The organism is Inquilinus sp. CA228, assembly GCF_052078665.1.
In the GTDB taxonomy this organism is placed as follows: Bacteria; Pseudomonadota; Alphaproteobacteria; order DSM-16000; family Inquilinaceae; genus Inquilinus.
Map to the genome: position 1 here is coordinate 56,078 of NZ_JBQJIK010000004.1, position 18,623 is coordinate 74,700.

Below are 18,623 nucleotides of genomic sequence, written 5' to 3' on the forward strand. Positions count from 1 at the left end.
AGTCTAGCCATTGAATGGGACTTTTCCGACAGTTCTGCAGCCATGTCACGTTTGGGTACACCCCAGAGTGATGCTCGGAATTGACATTTGAGACATGTCACAAAAGGGTGGATTCGCCAGCAATGTGACGATGTAGGGACAAAGCCACCCCAATGTGACGGATTTTACCCTTGGCCCGTATCGGATATGCCCGCGTCAGCACGACAGACCAGGATCTCGACATCCAAGTCGGGCACCTGAAAGCGGCTGGCTGTGAGATCGTCCGTTCCGAAACCGGGTCGGGAGTATCGCGAAACGGGCGCACCGAACGGTAGGTGCCACGTCTGTTCTGCGCGTTGGCCAGAATCACAGCTTCGGGCCGATCAGGCCGGCAATGGCCGCCGCGTGCCGGCTATCGCCGTTGACGCCTGATGAAGTCGAGCATGAGCGGCGCGGCCGCGGCCGCATGCGTCTCGAGCAGGAGGTGGCCGGCGTCGAAAAGGTGGGCTTCCATCCTCGGCAGGGCCCGCATCCATGACAGGGTCTCGGCAAGATCGAAGAATGCATCGTGCCGTCCCCAGAGCATCAGGGAAGGCGGCTGCCAGTGCGCGAGATACTCGGCGATGGCGTCGAACCGGGCGGCATAGTGGGGGTAGTCGGCGACGAGCGCTCGCTGTGTGTCCATCCGGCCCGGCAGGCACATCACCCGCCAGTCCTCCTCCCAGCGTTCGGCCGGAATCCGCGCGGCCACGTCCGGCGGGACATCGGCGACATACTGGTCGCGTGTGCCCTCGAATGTCAGATGCGCGGTCGCCGCCGCCTCGTTTTCCGGGCTCGGCTGCGACCAGTAGGCCAAGGTCCCGGCCCATTGCGGCCCGAACCCCGATCGATGGGCGTTGGCGTTCTGGATGATCAGCCCCAGAACTTGGTCCGGCGCCTGCATGGCGATGTGGAAGCCCACCGGGGCGCCGTAATCATGCAGGTAGACATGGCGCGGCCCGACCGCGAGCCGGTCCAGCAGCTCCGTGATCGCCCGACCGAAGGCCGGAAACGAGACCTCCGGCAGGACGTCGGACTCGCCGAAGCCGGGCAGGTCGGGCGCGATCACATAGGCGGCCTGCGACAGCTCGGGCACGACCTCCCGAAAGCCTCGCGCGGAGTTCGGAAATCCGTGCAGGAGCAGCACGGCGGGCCTGGACGCGTCACCTGCCGTGATGAAGGACAACTCCGTGCCGCCGGACAGACGAAGTCGTTGCCGGGTCGCCGGGCGCATGTCCCGCCTCCTCTCCTCGGTCGTCCGATCTCTCGCAATGTCAGAGATAGTCTGACCGGCGACGGGAGCAACCAGCCGGGGCGGCACCCCGGCCGCGCCGTCACCTGATCCGGCGTTCAGAGCTCGAACAGGTGGCGTATCCGCGCCACCAGGCTGGGCGCCGACGCAAGAGCGGCGTGTCCAAGACCTTGCTCGAGGCGATACCGCTCGGTGGCGGTCCGCCGTGCCAGGAGGGCGCCCAGCTCCTCGGCGATCGCAGGGCGGTCCCGCATCAGGGGCGCGAGGCCCTCCTGCGTGATCTCGTAGACGACGACGAGCGTCAGGGCCTGGATGGTGCCAGGCTCGCCGTCGCCCGTCAGCAGGCCGCCTTCGCCGAAGAAGTCGCCCGGCGCCAGCCGCCGCAGCTCCGTCCTGCTGCCTTGCTCCTGCCGGGTCACCGTGGCGACACCGGTGCGGACGATCATCAGCGACGTCAGCACCGCGTCCTGTGCGACCACCGTCTCGCCGCCGCGGAAGGTGCGGCGGGTCATGGTCGCGGCGAGGGCTTCCTTCTCGTCCTCGGTCAGGGAGTCGAACAACGCAATGGCGTCGAGCAGGCGCACCGGCGTGCTGCGGTGTTGGATGGGCGCGTCCTCCGCCTTCACCGGGGCGGGCCCGGTGCCGCCGGCGTCCGGTGACGGGGAGAGGACGAGGCCTACCGCCTTGGCGTGGCGGTAGATCAGGTCGAAGAGCTCGCTCTTCGCCTTGCCGGTCGCCGCCATGTCCGCCACCCGGAAGGACAGCTCGAGCGTGACCGCATTCGCGTCCAGCGACGTCACCAGCACGGACGGCTCGGGCATGAACAGGATCGCGTTGCTGCTCAGCAGCGCCGAGCGCATCACCTCCACCATCGCGGCCGGCACCGTGGTCGGCCGAAACCGGACCTGCAGCGTCACGCCGTGGCTCCGCTCGGGGCTGCTCAGATTGGTCAGCCGCGCCTTCGCCAGGTCGCTGTTGGGAAGGATGACGAGGTCGTTGGCGCCGCTGAGGAGGTGGGTCGCCCGCCAGTTGGTCTCCACCACCCGGCCCTCGATGCCGTTGCCGAGCACCAGCCAGTCGCCGATGCCGTAGGGCCGGCTGAGGTTGAGCGCGATGCCGGAGAACACGTCGCTCAGGGTGCTCTGCATCGCCAGGCCGAGGATGATGGCGAAGACGCCCGAGGTGGCGATCAGCGTTCCGACCGGGGCGTTGAAGACATAGGCGATGACCGAGAGGATCGCGCTGACATAGATGATGCCGACGACCAGGTCCTGCAGCAGCCGCCCCTCCCGCGGCTGCCGCTCGAAGATCAGGAAGACGCGGACGATGCTGATCAGGGACCAGGCCGCATTGGTCCACCAGACCACCTTGGCCAGGCCGACGAAGACGCGCTGAAGGGTGGATGCGGTCGGCGGCCCGGGCTGGTACGGCACGATGCCGTGGTAGAGGAGCAGCGCGGTGAGCGCCGCGAAGAAGGCGAGCTGGCCGACGAGCCGGCGGGTCGGATGGTGGCGCAGCAGGAAGCGGGTCACCACGGCGCCGATGACGGCCAGCACGCCGGTCTGGACGAACGGGTCGGCGACCACGCCGAAGATGTCGCCGACGCTCAACATCGGACCGGTCCGGGGGACGGAGCGCCCGGCACGATGGGCGACCGCGCAAAGGCATCGGCGCGTGTCATGATGCGGTGGGGAGCCGGAGGATCATCGCTCGCGTAAGACTGCCAGCGCCGCAGCGCGTTGTCATTAAGGCCTCGCGGGTGCCCGGTGGCGCGGGCCCATCCGGCTAACCCGTGACCTCCGGCATGATCTGCCCCATCTCCATGGCCTGGCTCGGCGATACCTCTTGGACACCGATGACGATCCGGTCATCGGGCGCTCCCGTCGCGGACTGCAGCAGCTGCCAGAGCTGCGCGATCAGCCCGCGCTTGTACTCCGGCGACCGGCCGGTCCGGATCAGGAGGGTCAGCGCCACCGTCGCGGACGGCTTTCCGGCGCTGAGGCCGTTCCCGGGCGGGTATTCCAGGAAGACGATCTTGATCCAGTCCTCCGGAACGCCGGCATAGTCCGAATGAAATCGCGTCAGCTCGGCCGCGAGACCGGCCTTGGCCTCGGCGCCGAGGGCGCCGGCCTGCGTCGTCACCGTATACAGAGGCATCGAAGACACTCCCCGCGCTGCGCCGCTAGCTCGGGGAAGGTCGGCCCCCATAAGCTGTCGCGCGCCGTGGTCGTGACTCGATCGGAAGATGGAGCGCCTTGGCCGCCTTCGCCAGAGCGACGACGTTGTGCTTCAGCTCTCCCGTCGAATAGTCCCGCACACCCGTCATCAGGCCGATCTGGTGATCGACGAGGACGAGCGCCGCGTTGACACTCCGATTGCCGCCGCCTCGTCGATCCGCCCCGAGGCTCCCGGCGCCGACGGCGTCTCGGTCACGGCACCCGACCGGTCGCTGTTCGCCAACGACTGGCCGACAGCTGCGATCTGCCGCCGCAACCATTTGTGCGCGGCTCGCCCGGACTGCGCCTGGTTCCACACCGCGCTGATCCGCACCCCCATATCGGCAACGGGGACCCGACAGAAGTAGAAATTCTTCGCATCGAACGCGCCGATCATCCGCTCGAACACCAGCACGATCATGTCCGACCGGGCGACGATCGCCGGGGCGGCGAGGAATTGATGCACGGTCGTGATCGTCCGCCGGCGCACCCCGTTCCGCTCCAGCAGCCGATCGGCGCGGCTGACCTCATCCGTTCCGGGCTTGATCGCGAGATGCTCGGCGGCCGTGAATCCCGCAAGGTCGAGTGGCCGTCCGGCCAGCGGATGATCCTGCCGCATCATGCAGACGTAGCGATCGCCGAACAGATCGGCGCGGCCGAAGCGGCCCGGCAGGTCCGGGATGATGCCGATCGCGACATCGGCCTCATTGGCATCGAGCAATCCCAGCACTTCGCCGTTGGGCTTCGACGTGATGCGCAGCTTCACGCCGGGGGCCGCCTCGGCGACATGGGCGATCAGCGATGGCAACAGCACCACGGACGCATAATCGGAAACGGCGAGATCGAACGTCCACTCGACCTCCGGCGCTTCGAACGTCGTCGGCTCCAGCGCCACTTCCAATTGCCGGAGGGCGCCCTGTACCGCCTCGGCGAGGTCCTCGGCTTTGCGCGTCGGGATCATGCCGTTGCCGGTGCGCACGAAGAGCTGATTGTTCAAAAGGCTGCGCAGCCGGTTCAAGGCATTGCTGAAAGCCGGTTGGGACATGCCGAGACGGTGCGCCGCCCTGGTCACGTTCCGCTCAGCGATGAGAGCGTCGAACACCACCAGGAGCTTCAGCTCGATCTTCGCCAAATTCACCGACATGATAATCCCTTTCGCGTTTTGAATTTGCCACCTCGATCCCCCTGGATCAACATTGTCGTACAGAATGATCATAATACGCGGACCCAGGCGCCAAGCGCGGCTGTGGAACCGCTTCTTGGGACGAGCGATGAACGATTGTGGGCAGCGCGCTTGGCGTGCCGGCTTCGCCGGCCGCCAAGCCGGTCCGTCCCGTTGTCGTGCGCGCCGCTCCCCGGGCTGGGAGGACGAATGCCATATCGGGATTTTCGCGAGCTCCTGCGGGTGTTGCGCGACCATCGGGAACTGATCGACATCGACCGCCCCTTCGGCGAACCCTTTTGCGGGGTCGCCGACATCCCCGGCTGGCGCCACTATGCCGTGCCGGAGCGCGACGCATTCTGAGACAACCCGAAATGTTGATGTCATTTGTGTTGGGCGGCCTGGGGCAGGTCCCTTGGAGGGAGCATGCATCTTCTTGATCAGGCCATTGCGGCACTGAGTGTCGTCTTCGACCTCCATCGTTTTCTCATCATCATGGTCGGCGTGGTGCTGGGTCTGTTCATCGGCGTCATTCCCGGCATCGGCGGGCTGGTGGGCATGGCGCTGCTGCTGCCCTTCACCTATGCCATGGACCCATACACGGCCCTGGCGTTCCTGATCGGCATGTGGTCGGTCACGCCGACCGCGGACACGATCCCGTCCATCCTCCTCGGCGTTCCCGGGGCGGCCGGTTCGGCGGCGACCGTGATGGACGGCTATCCGATGGCGCGGCGAGGCGAGGCGGGCAGGGCGCTCGGCGCCTCCTACACCGCCTCCCTCCTCGGCGGCCTGTTCGGCGCCGTGCTCCTCGGCGTCGCCATCCCGATCCTCCGGCCCTTCATGCTGGCCTTCGGCACGCCGGAGCTGCTCGCGCTCTGCGTGCTCGGGCTCCTGCTCGTCGCCGCAGTGAGTCAAGGCGCCATCCTGAAGGGGCTGGTCGCCGCGTGCTTCGGCGTCCTGCTCGCCTCCGTCGGCAACGAGGGCCAGACCGGCGAAATGCGATGGACCTTCGACAACCTCTATCTGTGGGAAGGCATTCCGCTCGAAGCGCTGGTCCTCGGCCTCTTCGCCATTCCGGAACTGATCGACGTCGCCGCCTCGAAGAAGACGATCGCGCGACATCGCAGCCCGAACCTCGTCCGCGACCAGTTCCGCGGCGTCGGCGACGCGCTCCGGAATTGGCGGATCGTCCTCAACAGCTCATGGCTCGGCGTGGTGCTCGGCTCGGTGCCCGGCCTCGGCGGTGCCGCGATCGACTGGATTGCCTACGGCTCCGCCGCCCGGGCGGTGAAGGGCGGCACCGAGAGTTTCGGCACCGGCGACGTCCGCGGCGTCATCGCGTCCGAGGCCGCGAACAACTCGCGCGAGGGCGGGGCCCTGATTCCGACCATCGCCTTCGGCATTCCGGGCAGCGCGACCATGGCGATCCTGCTCGGCGCCTTCATCATGCACGGCATCCAGCCGGGCCCGAAGCTGCTCACCGAACAGCTCGACGTCACCTATACGATCGTCTGGAGCCTGATGATCGGCAACGTCGTCGGCGTGCTGATCTGCTTCGCCTTCGTCTCACAGCTCGCCAAGATGGCGCTGATTCCGGCGGCCATCCTGACGCCGACCGTCCTCTCGATCGTCTTCATCGGCGCGTACCAGGCGACCCGGGACATCGGCGACATCGTCGTCCTCCTGGTCTTCGCCGTCATCGGCTGGACGATGAAGCGGTTCGGCTGGGCCCGCGCGCCGATCCTGCTCGGCGTCGTGCTGGGCCGCCTGGTCGAGCAATATCTCTTCATCTCGACGAGCCGCTATGGCTTCTCCTGGCTCGAACGCCCCGGCGTCATCGTCATCTTCCTGATCCCGGTCGTGCTCCTCGCCTTCCGCGCGGTCCAATTCCTGCGCCGCCGCCGGACCCGCAGGGCGGAACCGGCAGCGACCGCGCCGGCAGCGGCGGTGCCGGCAGCGATGGAGAGAGGGGCCGGACAGATCGTCCCCGCGAGCCTGGTCGATCGCATCGCGGCGCCGACGATCTGGATGGTCTGGGGCCTCGTCTTCGCCGCCGCCTTCCTGACCTCGTCCGACTGGACATTCGCGGCGAAGCTGATGCCGCGGACGGTCGCTTCGGCCGGCCTCGTCGTGATCGCCTTCATGGTGCTCGCGACATACATGAAGAAGCGCTCCGGAGAACCAGTCGGTCCGATCCGGCGGCGGAGCGAGGCCGACGCCCTGGACGGCCTGCCCGAAGGCTATGTCTATCGCCGCATCGGCTGCATGGCGCTCTGGCTCGTCGCGACCTTCGCCGGCATCATCCTGATCGGCCTCCTGCCAAGCCTGCTCCTGTTCATGCTGCTGTTCATGGTTGTGGACGGACGGGTGCGCTGGCCGACCGCAATCGCCGTCACGGGCATCCTGTGGATCGGCATGTTCATCCTGTTCGACCAGGTCCTGAACGTGCCATGGCCGGAATCCGTCCTCGGCGATGCGGTCCCGGCGCTCCGGGACGCCGTCTCCGGCATCCTCTGAGGGTGGTCGCGACCGCCCCGGACCGAGCAGACGCCCGTTGGATCGGGGCCGTTTCGAGTCGCGGCGCGGGCGAAGTATCGGTATGATTGTATGACACTATGACGGCTTGCCGACCAGCCAAGGGAGACCGCCATGACCCTCGTGCAGCCGCCCACGGATCGCGGCCTGTTGCTGCATCGGCCGGATGACGATGAATGGGCGCTCCGCGTCACTCTGGCGGCCGCCTTCCGGCTCGGCTACCACCTCGACTGGAACCGCGTGATCTCCAACCACATCAGCGCCCGCGTGCCCGGCAGGCCGGACTGGATGCTGATGAATCCCTACGGGCTCGGCTGGAACGAGATCACTGCGTCCGCCATCGTCACCGTCGATCTCGGCGGCAGGATCCTCAGCCACGCGGAGGCCGAGCTCGCCCCCGCCGGCTTCAACTTCCACAGCGGCATCCTGAAGGCGCGGCCGGACCTGAATTCCACCATCCATGTGCATGCGGCGGCCGGGGTGGTGATCGCCTGCACCATGGGCGGCCTGGTCATCGTCGACCAGACCGGCTGCCACATTCACGGCGAGGTCGGCTATCATGAGTTCGAGGGCTTCGCGCAGGAGGAGGACGAGGTGCCGCGCATCCTGCGCGACCTCGGCGACAAGCACCTCCTGATCATGCGGAATCACGGCCTGCTCAGCGTCGGAAGCTCCGTCCAGGAGGCCTTCATGTATATGCGTCGCCTGATCGCGGCCTGCGAGCTGCAGGAGCGGCTGATGGCGACGGGAGCCGAGATCCGGCCGATCCCGCAGGAGGTCCTCGATCTTACGCGCCGGCAGATCGTGCAGAAGAAACAGAAACGGTCGTACAGCGACGTCGAGTGGCGGTCGTATCTCCGGCTCGCCGAATCGCTCGACCCGGGCTTCGCGCGCTGAGTCGCCGCTGCCCGCGTGACCTGACCGGGTCACGCGGGCAGCGGCGCGATACTCCGGTCTACGCCAGTTCGATCAGCGGATCGCGGCAGTATTCCGGCGGCACCCGGACATCGATGACCCAGGGTTGCCCGGCCCGTACGGCGGCGAGGCCGCGGGCGAGCGCGCCCGGCAGATCGGCGAGGTCGTCGACCGGCCCCTCCCCGTCGATCCCCTGCGCCTTCGCCAGCATCAGGAGATCGGGCACCGGATCCTCCATGCGCTGACCGACCCAGGCATTCTCGACCGGCCGGCCGCGGGAGCGGGCGACCTGGCCTTGATGATGTTCGTCGTTGAAATAGGAATGGTTGTTGGCGATCAGGAACAGGAGCGGGATCCGCTCATGCGCCGCCGACCAAAGGGCGTTGACGCCCATGGTGAAATCGCCGTCGCCCAGGATCGCGACCGGGACCCGGTCCGACTTCAGATCGCGCAGCGCCAGGGCGATGCCGATGCCGATGCCGGGCCCCGCGCCGACGCCGCCCCCGCCATTGTGGCCGAAATAGTCATGCGGGTGCTCCAGCTCGTTGGCGTTGTTCGGCCAGCCGAGCGGACGCGATGCGATGCCGACCTTCTGATCACGGGTCGCCACGTTGAAGGCGCGAGCGAGGTCCATCAGGCTGATCGGCCCGGTCGCGGCCGGCGGGTCGACCGTCAGCCGGCGCTGGACATAGGCGGGGACCGTCCCGCCCTTCAGCGGCGTCAGCGCCTCGACCAGGCGCGCGGTCGCGGTCTCCGGCACGGTCGGCAGATTGACCTCGACCGCCGGCAGCGCCTGGTAGTCCATGTTCCAGCCGCGATGGTTGTTGAAGTCGTTGGAGGCGCTGATCACCGGCGGGCTCGCCGATCCCGGCGGGAACGCCTGGTTGAGCGTCCCGGCCAGGTCGAGCCAGTCGAGGCTGAGCACCGCGTCGCTGTCCTTGAGCTGGGCGAGGACCGGGGCCGACAGTTTCCACCCGGTCTCGCCGATGAAGAGCGGATGGGTCGTCGGAAAGCTGCAGGGCAGCTTCACATGGGTGATCACCCTGGCGCCGGTGAGCTCGGCGAGGCGGATGCGCTCGCGCCACCCGGCCTCGCTGCGCGAGGTCCGGCCGGACAGGATGAAGGGCCGCCTGGCCTTGGCCAGGATGTCGACCGCCCGCTCCAGCTCCGCGCGCGGCGGCTCCGGATCGGCCGGCGCCCGGAAGCGGGAGATGTCGTGCAGCTTGGGCACGGCCTCGAGTTCCATCTCCTGCAGCGTGACGTCGAGATTGACGTAGACCGGGCCGGACGGGCGGGCGGAGGCCAGCATGGTGGCGCGGCGGATCGATTCGACCGCGGCCTCCGGCGATCCGGGCTCGTCATCCCATTTGGTGAAGTTGCGGACCAGCCCACCCTGGTCGATGGTACAGTGGATCCATTCGATCCAGGGCCGCCGCCGGGTCGCGTCGAGCGGCCCCGTCGCCCCGATCACCACCACGGGCGTCCGGTCGCACCAGGCGTCGAAGATGCCCATGGATGCATGCATCAGGCCGACATTGCTGTGCACCGCCGCGGCCAGCGGCCGGTCCATCACCTTCGCCCAGCCCTGGGCGATGCCGATCGCATGCTCCTCATGCATGCAGAGGATGATCTTCGGCCGCTCATTGCCCAGGAAGTTGACGAGGCTGTCGTGCAGATGCCGATAGCTCGCCCCCGGGTTGAGGCAGATGTAAGGGAAGCCCTGTTCCCGGAGGGCGGCAGCCACGAGGTCGCTGCCGTATTTCGGCTCGCTCGGCTCGATCGGGACGAACCGCTTCCGCGCACTGTGTTCCTGCATCGGGGGTCCTGCGCCTTTCAGTGCACAAAGGGGGTAAAAAGGGGTGGGCGGCGGCCGACGGACGGCGCCCCCGGCTGCCTAGTTCTCGAACCCCTTCTCCATCGCCTCCTTGAGGAGCGCGATCACCTCGGGGGGCGTTGAGAAGATCCGGTCGACGCTCTGCTGCACACCGGCCGCGTTGGTCGGGGCGATCGGGATCGACCGCGTCTTGGCGTCCTTCAGGAAGTCCGGATCGGTCATCAGTTCGTCGAAGGATTTCGCCAGCGCCTGAAACCGATCGTCGGGCGTCTTCGGCGGTACCAGGAGGGCGCGACCGATGTCGCCACCCGCCGCGAAGAACTCCAGCGCTTCCTTCGCCTTGGGATCCTGGACCAGCTCGATCGCGGTCGGCGTGTCCGGCAGGTCGGTCAGCCGCTTGGTTCCGAACTGGACGACGGGACGGATTTCGCCGGCGTCCATCTGCTGGCGGTAGTTGACCGTCCAGTTGGTCCAGACCGTGGTGGTGATATCGGCCTCGCCGCGGAACACCGCGAGGATGCTCGCCGTCGCACTGTCGTATCCGCAGACCATGTTGAACTTCACCCCGGTGAAGTATTTGAGCATGGCCGCGGCCTGGGAGCTCGACGTGGTGCGGCCGCTGCAGCTGACATTCGATTGAACGTCGTGGAACTGCTCCACGGTCTGCCCGGGGGCGCCGTTCCGCACCATCATGACCGAGGTGACATCGGCGATCGAGCCGATGTAGCGCATCTTAGACACGTCCCACCGGCTGCTTTTGGGTTCCAGTAGCTGGGTATGGGCGAGCGATTCCGGCAGCAGGGCCAGCATCGTTCCGTCATGCGGGGCCTTGTTGGCGAAATAGGCCGCCGCTAGCGACCCGCCGCCGCCCGGCATGCCCTGGACAACCACGGTCGGCTGGCCGGGGATGTGCTTGCTGAAATACTGGGCCGCCAACTGCGCGTAGAGATCGAAGGATCCACCGGGCGGATGGCCGATCAGAATCGTGACCACCTTGCCCTTGTAGAAATCCTCGACTTCGTCGGCCCGCGCGATGCTCGACACCGATTGCGCCGTCAACAGCAATGCTGTGACAGCGGCCGCCTGAACCCAATGAAATGACTTGGACATTCGTCGACCTCCCATGAAGCATCCCCTGTCCGCCCCGTTGGGCGGCGGCGCGGTTCGTTGATGTCGTCCGCGGTTCGTGTTACCGAATGTTGATAGTACCGTATGACAAAGATCAGGGCGGTGCAACCGTCCGGCTGAGATCCGGCCGGCCTTCGCGGCTGCCAGATCCCGGAGGCCGTCATGACCTGCCCGCCGATCCATCGCTGTGGGATTTCGCCGTCGGCGTCGTTGCCGATCGGGCGAGCCTCGTGGCCGAGGACGGGAAATCCGCGCCTATGCCGCCCCTGTGGTCCGGACCTTGCGCGCCGCCGGTCGCCGGTCGCCGTCGGCCGCGGGCGCCGCGGTGTGCAGGGCCGACTGGGCGGAATTGGCCACATGGGTCTGGGCTGCGGCACGCGCCGCCGCCGCATCCCGCCGGGATATCGCGTCGACGATCGCCTCGATCTCGGCGATGCTCTGGCTCTGTCGTTCGGGGCGCACCACCGACCGTCGTCGCAGCGGCGACGTCAGCAAAGTGAGCTTGTTGATCAGGTCGAAGGCGATCGGGTTGCGGGCCCCGGAACAGATCCTGTCGTAGAAATCGCGCTTGGTCGCGACGATCTCCTCGGCGACGCCCGAACGATAGGCGTCCTTCAGCACCTCGCTGTGCCGGCGCAGCTCCTCCACCTCCCGGTCCGGCGCATTCTCGACGAACTGCTCGACGATCATCGCCTCGAGCACGCCCCGGATGCGGTAGATGTTCTCCGCATCCTCGGCCGAGATCTGCACCACCGCGAGGCCTCGATTGGGAAAGTCGGTGAGCAGGCCTTCGGCCTGGAGCTGGCGGAGCGCCTCGCGCAGCGACGTGCGGCTGACATTGAGCTGCTGGCACAGATCCTTCTCGACGAGCCGGGTTCCAGGCTCCAGGACGCCGGTCTCGACCGCCCGCCGCAGCGACATGATGATCTTGTTCCGCAGCGGCGCGGCCTCGTGCTGCACCGGGCCCAGCTTCTTGCCCGCCGCGTTGTCCATCGTCGTTCCCACAGGCTCTCCCGCGTTGCCGGTGACATTCCGGATCAGTTCGTCATACCGTGATATAATCCGACGGACGGCACAAGCTGCCCGTCGCCATCATGGCGCGGCCCTCAACCTTGCCGGCTCGTGGCGTCCTGGATCGCCTGCCAGACCCGGTGCGGCGTCGCCGGCATGTCGAGATGGCTGATGCCGAAGGCGCCGAGGGCGTCGCAGACCGCGCTGATGACGGCGGAGAGCGCTCCGACCGTACCGGCTTCCCCGGCCCCTTTGACGCCGAGCGGATTGGCGGCGGTCGGCACCGGGAAGCTCTCGATTACGAAAGACGGCGCGTCGCAGGCGCGCGGCATCGCGTAGTCCATGAATGTCGCGGACAGCAGTTGCCCGGCCTCGTCGTAGACCGCCTGTTCCATCAGGGCCTGGCCGAAGCCCTGGGCGATGCCGCCGCTGATCTGCCCCTTCACCAGAAGCGGGTTGATCACCCGGCCGACATCGTCGACGACGAGATAGCCGAGCATCTCGACCGCCCCGGTCTCGGGATCCACCTCGACCTCGCAGATATGGCATCCGTTGGGGAAGGTCGCGCCATCCGCGCTGCTGAACGTCTCCGCCATGACCGGTGCGGACAGGCCCGCCAAGGCATCGGTGAAGGCCAGGCGCCGATCGGTGCCCGCGACGACATAGGCGCCGTGCGAAAAGACGACGTCGGCGGCGGCGGTCTCCAGCAGATCCGCGGCGTGGTCCTTCAGCTTCTCCACGACGGCATCGATCGAGCGCGAAATCGCGGTGCCGGCTGCGGAGAGAGTCCGTGAGCCGAAGCTGCCGGTCCCCTGCGGCACCAGGCCGGTGTCCCCGGTGACGATGGAGACCTTCGACGGGACGATCCCGAGCGCATCGCCGAGAATCTGGCGAAACGCCGTGCCATGCCCCTGGCCGGTGTCGGATGAGCCGGCATAGAGGCAGACGGACCCGTCCGGATCGACGACCAGCCGCGCGAACTCCGGATGCGGCTTCGCCGTTGGCCCTCCGGCGATCTCGATCGGGTTGGCGATGCCGATCCCGCGCAGCCGGCCGCGCCTCCGCGACGCCTCCCGGCGGACCGCGAAGCCGGCCCAGTCGGAGAGGGCGAGCGCCCGATCGAGGATGGCGGGAAAGTTGCCCGAATCATAGGTGAAGACCAGCCCGGTCTTGAACGGCATCTGGCCGGGATCGATCAGGTTGCGCCGGCGCAGCTCGATCCGGTCGATGCCGATCTCGGCAGCGGCGATATCGATCATCCGTTCGATGACATAGGTCGCCTCGGGCCGGCCGGCGCCGCGATAGGCGGCGGTCTGCTGCGTGTTGGTCATCGCCCCCGTGACCCGCACATGGATGTGCGGGGTGCGATAGACGCCGGCCAGGCCGCCGAGATTTGCCGTCGGCGAATGCGGCGCCGTCGGGCCGACATAGGCACCGAGATTGGCGACCGCATCCACCTCGAGAGCGAGAAAGGTGCCGTCCTCGGCCAGCGCCAGCGCCGCATCCACCCATTGGTCGCGGGCATGCGCATCGGCCTGGAAGGATTCGAGCCGGGTCGCCGTCCAGCGCACCGGCCGGCCGATCCGCCGCGCCGCCCACAGGGCGATCGCATATTCCGGATAAGCGACGTTCTTCATGCCGAAGGAGCCGCCGCAATCGCGGGCGACCACCCGCACCGACGCCGTCGGCACGCCCAGGACGGGGGCCAGCTCGGCCGCGATGCGGTGCGGTGATTGCGTCCCGATCTCCAGCCGGTACTGCCCCGTCGCCGGATCGAACGACGCCAGGGCGCTGCGCGGTTCCAGCGCCGCCGCGGTCACGCGGGAGATGCGCAGCCGCTGCCGCACCACATGCGCCGCCGTCGCCAGGGCATGCTGCACCGCCGCGCCGTCGCCCTGTTCGAACACGAAGGACCGATTGTCGGGATATTCGTCCCAGACCAGGGGTGCGGATGGGCCGATCGCGGCGAGACAGTCGACCACGGTCGGCCGTTCGTCGATGTCGAGGACGATCGCCTCGGCGGCGTCCTCGGCCTGGGCCCGGGTCTCGGCAAGGATCAACGCGACCGGTTCCCCGAGATAGCGCAGCGATCCCGTCGTCATCGGCGGGAAGCGCGGGATGCGCATCGGCGTGCCGTCCGGCCCGGGGAAGCGGAGGCGCGGCTCGAAGCTGCCGATGCCGTCCGCCGCCATGTCCTGCCCGGTCAGCACGGCGAGCACGCCGGGAAGGCCCGCCGCCGGGGACGGGTCGAGGGTCTGGATCTCGCCGGCGCCCACGGCAGACCGCAGAATCACCGCCACCACTTCCCCCGGCACGCGGAGATCGGCGGTGTAGCGACCGTTTCCCCGGATCAGCGCATCGTCCTCGAATCGCAGCTGCGACTGTCCGATCTTGGGCATCGGTCCTCCGGCCATGATGGATCGGCGAAAGCGGCGGCGATCGTCCCGACGACTTGGATCCGCCGTCAGCTGTTCTTGTCTTCGATCTCGCGCGCCGGCGTCTCCGGCTTCATGCCGCCCGGGGCCTCGGCACGGTTGCGGACGGCCCCATCGACCCTGAAATGCGCCGCCCCGCAAGCCCGCCTTCGATGCTTGCTTTTCATTGTCAGCCATACTGTCATACATTAATACGAAGAGCAACAACGCGGCCCGGCCGCGGGCGGGCGACAAGGGCATTGTCCACACCGACCGGCGGATGGTCCCGGCCGACGACTTCTTCCGCGGCCTCTACACCACCGCGCTGGAGGAAGGCGAGATCGTCACCCGCATCGTCTTCGCGATCCCGGCGGGCGCCGGCTATGCCAAGTTCCGCAATCCGGCGTCGCGCTATGCCATGGCGGCGAGCTTCGTCGCCCGCCACGCCCCGGCCGAGGTCCGCGTCGCCATCACCGGCGCGGGCAATGGCGGCGTCTTCAGGTGGCGCGAGGCCGAGGCCGCCCTGGCGCGCGATCCATCGGCGGCGCCCTGGTCATGCCCTGAGGCCGGCGCGGCCGTGGCGGGGACCGTCTGGTGACCCGGAAAAGAAGAAGGGCCTAGCCGTTTCCAGCTAAGCCCTTGATCTGTTTGGTGGAGCCAAGCGGGATCGAACCGCTGACCTCTACAATGCCATTGTAGCGCTCTCCCAGCTGAGCTATGGCCCCGAAACTCTGGGCGACGCACCGTCCGGCGTGTTTTCCGGGGGGCGTCGGCGGGGGCGGATCTTATTCATCCGCCCCGCCTATGCAAGAGGTTTTTTACGGGATTCTTTCAGGCCCCGCGATCAGCGGTTCCGCTCCTCGCCGTCATCCTCGATTTCGACGTCGACATCTTCCTCGCCGAGGTCGTCGGCATCCTCGATCAGAACGTCCGCGTCCTCGACGAGTTCTTCCTCGGTTTCAAACTCGTCGGCCGGCGCCTTCTCCTTGGCGGCGACGTCCTCGTCCTCCTCGACCAAGGTCTCGTCGAGGTCGCCCTCGTCGATCACCTCGACCTCCTCGGCCGCCTCCTCGTCCTCGCCGGCCTCCTCCTCGGTCTCGGCCTCGTCCAGCGCGTCGCTGTCGTCCTTCTTGACGGCACGCACCTTCTCGACCGGCTCATCGACGATGATGGAGCGCGACCGGCGCGACTTCAGGAAGGCCTCCGGGTCGTACTCGGTGCCGCATTTCGGGCAGATGATCGGGTCACGCTGCAGATCGTAGTAGCGGGCCCCGCAATTGTGGCAGATGCGCTTGGCGCCCCATTCAGGCTTCGCCACGCTGGCCCTCCTCGGGTCATGTCGGGATAGAGGGCGCCATCTGCCACGCAGAATGCCGGCTGTCAAAAACAAAACGTCATCGATCTGCCGCTCGCCGTTCCACCGCCGTCGCTGCCATGCTATCAGCCCGCGGGTTCGGCAGTTCTCGCCCCGGGACGCAACCCGGGGCCGGTGATGGGGATGGTCGCCTTGCATCTCGTGATCTCGCGCCCGTCCGGCGCCCTGGGCCCGGCGGCATGACCGTCATCGCCATCGACGGCACCGCCGCTTCGGGCAAGGGCACGCTGGCCCGCCGCCTGGCCGCGGCCTACGGCTTCGACCATCTCGACACCGGCCTCCTGTACCGCGCCGTCGCCGTCGCCGTGCTGCGCGCCGGCGGCAATCCGGACGACCCGATCGCCGGCCTCGCCGCGGTGCTGGCGCTCGATCCCGCGGGGCTCGGCGACCCGGATCTGCGCGGCGACGCCGCGGCCCAGGCGGCCAGCCGGGTGTCCGCCATCCCCGGCGTGCGCACCGCCCTGCTCGACTTCCAGCGCCGCTTCGCCGCGCGTCCGCCGGGGGCGGTGCTGGACGGCCGCGACATCGGCACCGTGATCTGCCCGGACGCCCCGGCCAAGATCTTCGTCACCGCCACGCTGGAGACCCGCGCCGCGCGCCGGTGGAAGGAGTTGCGGGACCGCGGCCACCAGTCTATATACGGCGAGGTCCTCGACGACCTGAGACAGAGAGACGAGCGCGATCGTCGCCGCGCCGTGGCCCCCTTGGTCCCGGCGAGCGACGCTTTTCTGTTGGATACAAGCCAGCTGACGGCGGACCAGGTGTTCGATCAGGCGCTGGCGTATGTGTCCCGGCGGATCGGCCCCCCGCGCGACGCTGTCTGACCCTCGGGCCGTCGTCGATCACATGCTGGAGATGCGGGCATCGGGCCCGGCCCGGCCATCGCGCTCTCCCAGGCGGGACGACCCGCCGGCGCGACGACCGGTTTGTCTCTAACGGGAGTTTTCATGGCTACCAGTTCCGCCGCCGTCAAATCGACCGAGAGGGAAAGCTTTGCTGCCCTTCTCGAGGAGTCGCTCGGCCAGTCCGAGAGCTTCGAGGGTACCGTCGTCAAGGGCCGGGTGATCTCGGTCGACAACGACATGGTGCTGATCGATGTTGGGCTGAAGTCCGAGGGGCGCGTGGCGCTCAAGGAATTCGCCGTTCCGGGCCAGCAGGTCGAGCTCGTCCCGGGGGACACCGTCGAGGTGTTCATCGAGCGCATGGAGGACAAGAACGGCGAGGCCGTGCTGTCCCGCGAGAAGGCCAAGCGTGAAGAGGCCTGGACCGCGCTCGAGAAGTCGTTCACCGACCAGCTGCGCGTCACCGGCATCATCTTCGGCAAGGTCAAGGGCGGCTTCACCGTCGACCTGAACGGCGCCGTCGCCTTCCTGCCGGGCAGCCAGGTCGACATCCGGCCGGTGCGCGACATCAGCCCGCTGATGGGCACGCCGCAGCCGTTCCAGATCCTCAAGATGGACCGCTCGCGCGGCAACATCGTGGTGTCGCGTCGCGCCGTGCTCGAGGAGAGCCGCGCCGAGGCCCGCTCCGAGCTGGTCGCGAACCTCAAGGAAGGCCAAGTCCTCGAGGGCGTGGTCAAGAACATCACCGACTACGGCGCCTTCGTCGATCTCGGCGGCGTCGACGGCTTGCTGCACGTCACCGACATCGCGTGGCGCCGCATCAACCACCCGTCCGAGGCGCTGCAGATCGGCCAGGCCGTCAAGGTCCAGGTCGTCCGCTTCAACCCGGAGACCCAGCGCATCAGCCTCGGCATGAAGCAGCTCGAGGCCGATCCGTGGGAGGGCGTGGTCGCCAAGTACCCGGCGGGTGCCCGCTTCCGCGGCCGCGTGACCAACATCACCGACTACGGCGCCTTCGTCGAGCTGGAGCCGGGCATCGAAGGCCTGGTCCATGTCTCGGAGATGAGCTGGACCAAGAAGAACGTCCATCCGGGCAAGATCGTCTCCACCTCCCAGGAGGTCGAGGTGATGGTGCTCGACGTCGATCCGGTGAAGCGCCGCATCAGCCTCGGGCTGAAGCAGTGCCTGCCGAACCCGTGGGAGGTGTTCGCCGAGAAGTACCCGGCCGGCACCGAGCTCGAGGGCGAGGTCAAGAACATCACCGAATTCGGTCTGTTCGTCGGCCTGCCGGGCGAGATCGACGGCATGGTTCATCTCTCCGACATCGCCTGGGACCGTCCGGGCGAAGAGGCGATCCAGGAGTTCAAGAAGAGCGACCAGGTCAAGGTCAAGGTCCTCGACGTCGACGTCGAGAAGGAGCGCATCAGCCTCGGCATGAAGCAGCTCACCGAGGACACCTTCGAGAAGGCGGCCAGCACCGGCGGCCTGCGCAAGGGTGAGGTCGTCACCGGCACGGTCACGGAAGTGAACGACGGCGGTGTCGAGGTCTCGGTCGGTGACGGCCTGATCGGCTTCATCCGCAAGTCCGACCTGTCGCGCGACCGGTCGGAGCAGCGGCCGGACCGCTTCTCCGTCGGCGACAAGGTCGACGCCAAGGTGATGCAGGTCGACCGCGCCGCCCGCAAGGTCTCGCTCTCCATCAAGGCCAAGGAGGCCGAGGAGGAGAAGGCGGCGATGGCGGAGTACGGCTCGTCCGACTCGGGCGCCTCGCTCGGCGACATCCTCGGCGCCGCCCTGCGCCGGGCCCGCGAGAACACGACCGAAGAGAAGTAAGCCAAGGCTTCACGGCCTCGGCCGGGCCCGCCTCCGCAAGGAGGCGGGCCTTTTCTTTTGGCATTCCCGGTGTCGCGATCTAGCCATT

Annotated in this window: 16 protein-coding genes and 1 tRNA gene; 7 read left to right on the forward strand and 10 right to left on the reverse strand. The window is 67.8% G+C overall.

The window, feature by feature from the left end; genetic code table 11:
• Nucleotides 1-170: 170 nt before the first annotated feature.
• Nucleotides 171-314: a recombinase family protein gene (locus tag ACTOWL_RS02790; protein WP_441319663.1), complete on the forward strand. Its 144-nt coding sequence runs from the start codon at nt 171-173 to the stop codon at nt 312-314.
• A 77-nt stretch (nt 315-391) separates the two neighbouring features.
• Here ACTOWL_RS02790 and ACTOWL_RS02795 read toward each other — a convergent pair whose 3' ends face one another.
• From ACTOWL_RS02795 to ACTOWL_RS02810, 4 genes are all read right to left on the reverse strand, one after another.
• The gene (locus ACTOWL_RS02795; protein WP_441319664.1) at nt 392-1,252 is read right to left on the reverse strand and encodes an alpha/beta fold hydrolase; all 861 of its coding nucleotides are present in this window, start codon (nt 1,250-1,252) and stop codon (nt 392-394) included.
• A 116-nt stretch (nt 1,253-1,368) separates the two neighbouring features.
• Nucleotides 1,369-2,883 (reverse strand): cyclic nucleotide-binding domain-containing protein, encoded by a 1,515-nt coding sequence (locus ACTOWL_RS02800; protein ID WP_441319665.1) that lies wholly within the window; start codon nt 2,881-2,883, stop codon nt 1,369-1,371.
• Nucleotides 2,884-3,055: 172 nt separating this feature from the next.
• A complete protein-coding gene (locus ACTOWL_RS02805; protein ID WP_441319666.1) occupies nt 3,056-3,427 on the reverse strand; it encodes a tautomerase family protein in 372 nt (123 codons plus the stop codon).
• Between the two features lie 168 nt (nt 3,428-3,595).
• Complete coding sequence (locus tag ACTOWL_RS02810; protein WP_441319667.1) at nt 3,596-4,702, reverse strand: LysR family transcriptional regulator; 1,107 nt, start codon at nt 4,700-4,702, stop codon at nt 3,596-3,598.
• Between the two features lie 156 nt (nt 4,703-4,858).
• Between ACTOWL_RS02810 and ACTOWL_RS02815 the strand changes: the two genes are divergently transcribed.
• The 3 genes from ACTOWL_RS02815 to ACTOWL_RS02825 all read left to right on the forward strand — a co-directional run bounded on the left by ACTOWL_RS02815 (nt 4,859) and on the right by ACTOWL_RS02825 (nt 8,080).
• On the forward strand, nt 4,859-5,011 hold the full coding sequence (locus tag ACTOWL_RS02815) for a hypothetical protein (RefSeq protein ID WP_441319668.1): 153 nt from the start codon (nt 4,859-4,861) through the stop codon (nt 5,009-5,011).
• Between the two features lie 63 nt (nt 5,012-5,074).
• On the forward strand, nt 5,075-7,165 hold the full coding sequence (locus ACTOWL_RS02820) for a tripartite tricarboxylate transporter permease (protein ID WP_441319669.1): 2,091 nt from the start codon (nt 5,075-5,077) through the stop codon (nt 7,163-7,165).
• A 132-nt stretch (nt 7,166-7,297) separates the two neighbouring features.
• Nucleotides 7,298-8,080: a class II aldolase/adducin family protein gene (locus ACTOWL_RS02825; protein ID WP_441319670.1), complete on the forward strand. Its 783-nt coding sequence runs from the start codon at nt 7,298-7,300 to the stop codon at nt 8,078-8,080.
• A gap of 58 nt (nt 8,081-8,138) precedes the next feature.
• On the opposite strand, the gene ACTOWL_RS02830 is transcribed toward ACTOWL_RS02825, so the two are convergent.
• The 4 genes from ACTOWL_RS02830 to ACTOWL_RS02845 form a co-directional block, all read right to left on the reverse strand.
• Complete coding sequence (locus tag ACTOWL_RS02830; RefSeq protein WP_441319671.1) at nt 8,139-9,914, reverse strand: thiamine pyrophosphate-binding protein; 1,776 nt, start codon at nt 9,912-9,914, stop codon at nt 8,139-8,141.
• A gap of 78 nt (nt 9,915-9,992) precedes the next feature.
• Nucleotides 9,993-11,243, reverse strand: a complete 1,251-nt coding sequence (locus ACTOWL_RS02835) for a Bug family tripartite tricarboxylate transporter substrate binding protein (protein WP_441319672.1) — start codon at nt 11,241-11,243, stop codon at nt 9,993-9,995.
• Between the two features lie 72 nt (nt 11,244-11,315).
• Entirely contained in the window at nt 11,316-12,053 is a 738-nt protein-coding gene (locus ACTOWL_RS02840) for a GntR family transcriptional regulator (RefSeq protein WP_441319673.1), read from the reverse strand.
• Nucleotides 12,054-12,166: 113 nt separating this feature from the next.
• The gene (locus ACTOWL_RS02845) at nt 12,167-14,740 is read right to left on the reverse strand and encodes a xanthine dehydrogenase family protein molybdopterin-binding subunit (protein ID WP_441319674.1); all 2,574 of its coding nucleotides are present in this window, start codon (nt 14,738-14,740) and stop codon (nt 12,167-12,169) included.
• A 25-nt stretch (nt 14,741-14,765) separates the two neighbouring features.
• On the opposite strand from ACTOWL_RS02845, the gene ACTOWL_RS02850 reads away from it, so the two are divergent.
• Nucleotides 14,766-15,083: a hypothetical protein gene (locus ACTOWL_RS02850; RefSeq protein WP_441319675.1), complete on the forward strand. Its 318-nt coding sequence runs from the start codon at nt 14,766-14,768 to the stop codon at nt 15,081-15,083.
• Between the two features lie 51 nt (nt 15,084-15,134).
• Here the strand turns inward: ACTOWL_RS02850 and ACTOWL_RS02855 are convergent.
• Nucleotides 15,135-15,210, reverse strand: a tRNA-Ala gene (locus ACTOWL_RS02855).
• Nucleotides 15,211-15,329: 119 nt separating this feature from the next.
• Entirely contained in the window at nt 15,330-15,803 is a 474-nt protein-coding gene (locus ACTOWL_RS02860) for a TIGR02300 family protein (protein ID WP_441319676.1), read from the reverse strand.
• 236 nt (nt 15,804-16,039) lie between these two features.
• On the opposite strand from ACTOWL_RS02860, the gene ACTOWL_RS02865 reads away from it, so the two are divergent.
• Together ACTOWL_RS02865 and rpsA are read left to right on the forward strand one after the other, a co-directional pair.
• Nucleotides 16,040-16,684: a (d)CMP kinase gene (locus tag ACTOWL_RS02865; RefSeq protein ID WP_441319677.1), complete on the forward strand. Its 645-nt coding sequence runs from the start codon at nt 16,040-16,042 to the stop codon at nt 16,682-16,684.
• A gap of 123 nt (nt 16,685-16,807) precedes the next feature.
• Nucleotides 16,808-18,535 (forward strand): 30S ribosomal protein S1, encoded by a 1,728-nt coding sequence (gene rpsA, locus ACTOWL_RS02870; RefSeq protein WP_441319678.1) that lies wholly within the window; start codon nt 16,808-16,810, stop codon nt 18,533-18,535.
• The last annotated feature ends 88 nt before the right edge of the window (nt 18,536-18,623 follow it).